Below are 4,234 nucleotides of genomic sequence, written 5' to 3'. Positions count from 1 at the left end.
AAAAACGACAAGGATTCGGACAGCGCGCCAACGGCCGCGCGGTGGCGCTTGTGTCGTGCGCCGGCATCGATGTCAATCGCGCCCAAGTGGAGCGCGGTCTGGCGTGGGTCTACACGAAATAGGGGGCTGAGTGTTGGCGCTGATTGAATATTGACCCACCCTGCTGATTGAAATTTGACCCAGGGGCGGACGCTGCGATTGATGCTGGCAGCTGTGGATAAGTATACCAAATAGCAAGGGGGATTGGCGCAGGGCGTAGCCCGTTGCGAATCCCCCTTGTCGTCAAATAATAAATATAAACGATATAAACGATTTATCCTTTATATTGAATCGACTTCCGAGACGCTTTAGAACGGTTCTTGCGGCGGCGCTGACTTTCTTGCCTTGCGATTCTGCTCACGCGCCTTGATTCGTTTTTTCGCTGCCATCGTGCTTTGTTGGAAGCGATACGACTCGTTACCGGTTTCTACGATGTGGCAGTGATGGGTCAACCGATCCAGCAAGGCCGTGGTCATCTTTGCATCGATGAACACGCTTGACCATTCAGCGAAACTGAGATTGGTCGTGATGACCACGCTGGTATGCTCGTACAGTTTGGAGAGCAGATGAAATAGCAAGGCCCCGCCGGCCTGACTGAACGGCAAATATCCGAGCTCGTCAAGTACGACCAAATCCATCCGCATCAGGGCCAACGCGGTGCGGCCGGCTTTGCCATCACGCTTTTCCTGTTCGAGGATATTGACCAAATCGACCGTCGAATAGAAGCGCACCCGCTTGCCGTTCGAGGCGATGCCATTCACTGCGATGGCGGTGGCCAGGTGCGTCTTCCCCGTTCCCGGACCACCGATGAGGACCGCGTTTTGCGCCGTGTCGGTGAAGGTCAGTGTCGCCAATTGGCGTACCAGGCGCTCATCTACCTTGCTCGATTCGAAGTCGAAACCGGCCAGGTCCCGATGCACCGGGAACTTGGCAGCAGTGAGTTGGTATCTCACCGAGCGCATGGCCCGGTCGGTATGCGCGGCCTGCAGCAGATGTTCGATCAGCCATCGGGACGACTCCGTTGTCGCCGTCCCCGCATCCGTCAAATCGGCCCAAGCACTGGCCATCCCATGCAAGCGCAGCTCTTTGAGCTCGTTGGTGATGTCACGCATGATCAACCTCCATGGCCATGCTGGCGTCGTCGCCGTCGCCACTACTGCAGCGCAGGCTGTCGTACCGGCTGGTGTTGGCCAGCGGCGCCTCCTTGAGCTGCAGGCTCGTCTCGACGCTTGCAGGCTGCGGGGCGGCAGTGAGCCGCGCCAGCACATTGAGCACGTGTTCGGCGCTCAGTGCGCCGGACGCAATCACCAAGTTCACCGCCACCAGCACCGCCTCCAGCCCCGCCACGGGCACCGCGCCCAGCACCTGCGCCATGACCCTGTCGCCGCCTTCGTGTCGCAGCAGGCCGAGCTTGAGCTGTCTGAGCGGCTCGGGCATGTCGGCGAACGGAGCGCCATTTCGCAGTGCCCCAGGTTTGCGATCGACCAGCGCGATGTAGTGCTGCCAGTCGTAACGGACATGATTCCGATCGGCGAGCCGCTCATGGTCCGCCACCACGGCATCGGCGGCCACGACGCGGACGCGATTCGGATAAAGCCGGGTGCTCACCATCTGACCCGCTAGTTCGCACGGCACCGAGTAGCGGTTGCGGTCCACGCTGACCAGGCACGTGCTCGATACCCGCGCCGCCTTCTCCACGTAGCCGTCGAACGGCGTCGTCATGGGCATCATTTCGGCGCGCTCCTGTTCCAGCATTTCGGCAATGCTGAATTGCGGGTGCTCCGGGTGACGCATCGTATCCCACAGCGATTTGCAGCGCTCGCCGAGCCAAACATTGAGTTCGTCGAAGGAACCGAACTGCAGGCTTTGCGCATCGATCCAGATGCGCCGCCGACTGTCCTGCACGTTCTTTTCTACGATGCCCTTTTCCCAACCGGAGGCCCGGTTGCAAAAATCAGGGTCGAACAGATAGTGGCTGCACATCGCGGCAAAGCGCTTGTTGACCGCCCGGCCTTTGCCTTTATTGACCTTGTCGACGGCTGTCTTCATGTTGTCGTAGATGCCGCGACGGGCCACCCCGCCCAAGGCAGCCAGCGAGCGTGTATGGGCATCGAACAGCATCTCGTGCCCCTGGGTCGGATAGGCTACCAACCAGAAGGCGCGACTGGCGCACAATTTCATGTGCGATACCTGCATGCGCCGGTAGATGCCGCCGATCACCAGGCTCTCGTCGCTCCAGTCGAACTGAAACGCCTCGCCCAGAGCGAACTTGAGCGGTACGAAGGCATGCGGTGCCTTGCCTTCGCGTCCGCGCCAGCCACGAACAAAGGCTGTGACTTGGCAGTAACAGCCGACATAGCCGTCAGCCTTGATCTGGATGAACAGCGCCTTGGCGGTACGCCTGTTTTGCTTGTTGCGAAGCGCGTCGGCCTTGAGCGCCAGTTCCAGCGTGGCGTCGTAGGGACTCAATTTTCCGGGGCTCTTTTCCCTGACGTACGTCGGAGGCGAGGTCTCGTTCTCGGGCTTGCGCAGCCAACTGCGTATCGTGTTGCGCGACAGGCCCGTGCGCTTCGTTATCTCATGCAACGACAACTTGTCGCGCAGGTACATCCGTCGAATCTTGCCTAAAATTTCCATGGTTATCACCTTTTTTCTCCTGCCCAAAATGTGGGCAGCAGTAGTAGAACACCTGGGTCAATTTTCGATCAGCATACCCCTCGTAGGTGGGTCAATTTTCGGTCAGCCGCAACAAGCTAGTCACTACTATTGCCATCGTTGTCCTCCTCGGTGTCGTCCGGCTCGGCGAGCTCGGCGTCGGGTTTCTTCGTCTCGGCCTTGCGGCGACGAGCTGTCCGAGGGCATCAGGCGCGCGGCGCTGCTTCTCCCCGGGGCGCAGGAGTAGTCTCCGATATACTGACCGAATACCCACTGCCGAATAGCGCCAAGAAAGAGGCTGAACCATGTCCCTTACGATATTTGCTATCGCCGTAGTCCCAGCAGTCATCGTCTATGTCGTAGGGATGCATACGAACAATAAAGCGAAGACCACCATCGCAGCGATAGCGATGGCGTTGCTGGGCCTTTTTACCGGGAACCCCGGTTTCATCATCACTGACTTGTTGTGCGTTGGCGTAGCCTATTTATTGATAACAGAAAGTATTGATTCGAGATCTCCCAAGAACGTTTCCTCAAAACCAGTCATGGGTGAGGTCGCCCTAATCATGACGAACGCTGCGGACAAGGCCAAGCAAGTGTTGATCGCCATCATCACTGCAGCTGTTGGCTTGGTCATAGCTTTCTTCAGCATATATGTCGTGGCAATGGTATTACAACAAAATTTTGGCTCCCAAGCTCCCGCGACACCGGCTACATCGATTGCAAGGCCTGAACCTGCTACATCATCACCTACTGAGAGCATGGCAATACCAGACAATTCTTCGATGAAACGCCGCGCATCTTCCTCACCGAGGAAATCCGGCGACCTTCGACACTGCCTGAATTTGGCCAATGATGCAGCTGTTGCACGATGTGCCGCGCAGGGTAAGTAGCAAGCCGAGCAGATCACATACCGTCCGCGTAGCTTTCTGGCTCGAGCATCCTCTCGTCGATCGTCGTCGGCGCCACCGGCTCCATGTCATACACCCTCGACACCGCGTCGATCAGGTCCTTCTTGGGGCGCCCACAGAATTCGGAAAAAATAGTACGCTAAGGTGCGCATGCTCGAACCAGTCCACTGAGACCCGCCTGAAAATCACGCAGCAAGATCCAGTGGTGCCAGAATCGGCGCAGCGCAGGCGCTGCCGGCCAAGTCAGGCTGGGCCGAACGGCTCCGGTCGCCGCTGGCCAGCAGCTTGGTGCCAACGCCTAACCACACAGCGCCAAGCGGGGGCGCTCGAGCCGGCCGTCGGCGGGCGCCTAGTGTTCGGTCCACGCGGCCGGAAAAAGGGCGATTTATCGTTGCAGAAGCCTGCCGGAACGCCGCCGGCTCGCGGGCAGGGCACACGCGTTCCTTCGCCCGGCATCGAGGCCGATCCGCTGACGCGAAAGTGTGTGGCACAGGCTTGGTACGTCGAGATCGGCAGGGCGATCCAGCCGCTGGCCTGAGTGGACGAACCCGCAGAAGAATTACCGGAACAGCCAAGTGCAACAATTTTGAGCAATACTGTATCGATATAAGGGGTATCCATTTAGCTCC

The 4,234-nt window shown here is 58.7% G+C and carries 3 protein-coding genes; 1 reads left to right on the top strand and 2 read right to left on the bottom strand.

What is annotated here, in order from left to right; all coding sequences use genetic code 11:
* Positions 1–347: 347 nt before the first annotated feature.
* Complete coding sequence (istB, locus tag C7C56_RS10150; protein ID WP_106757311.1) at positions 348–1,151, bottom strand: IS21-like element helper ATPase IstB; 804 nt, start codon at positions 1,149–1,151, stop codon at positions 348–350.
* On the bottom strand, positions 1,144–2,676 hold the full coding sequence (gene istA / locus C7C56_RS10145) for an IS21 family transposase (protein ID WP_106757310.1): 1,533 nt from the start codon (positions 2,674–2,676) through the stop codon (positions 1,144–1,146). Before istA ends, istB begins: the two co-directional genes overlap by 8 nt.
* A gap of 323 nt (positions 2,677–2,999) precedes the next feature.
* On the opposite strand from istA, the gene C7C56_RS28105 reads away from it, so the two are divergent.
* Entirely contained in the window at positions 3,000–3,587 is a 588-nt protein-coding gene (locus C7C56_RS28105; protein ID WP_146204391.1) for a hypothetical protein, read from the top strand.
* Positions 3,588–4,234 lie beyond the last annotated feature (647 nt).

Origin of the sequence: Massilia glaciei, from assembly GCF_003011895.2 — a bacterium.
Classification (GTDB): domain Bacteria; phylum Pseudomonadota; class Gammaproteobacteria; order Burkholderiales; family Burkholderiaceae_D; genus Telluria_A; species Telluria_A glaciei.
Note: the sequence above shows the minus strand (reverse complement) of the source record. Positions and strands in the feature narration are given on the sequence as shown.

Coding starts and splice junctions, on each gene's coding strand:
- C7C56_RS28105 (WP_146204391.1), top strand. CDS start 3,000: ATGTCCCTTACGATATTTGCTATCGCCGTAGTCCCAGCAGTCATCGTC.
- istA (WP_106757310.1), bottom strand. CDS start 2,676: ATGGAAATTTTAGGCAAGATTCGACGGATGTACCTGCGCGACAAGTTG.
- istB (WP_106757311.1), bottom strand. CDS start 1,151: ATGCGTGACATCACCAACGAGCTCAAAGAGCTGCGCTTGCATGGGATG.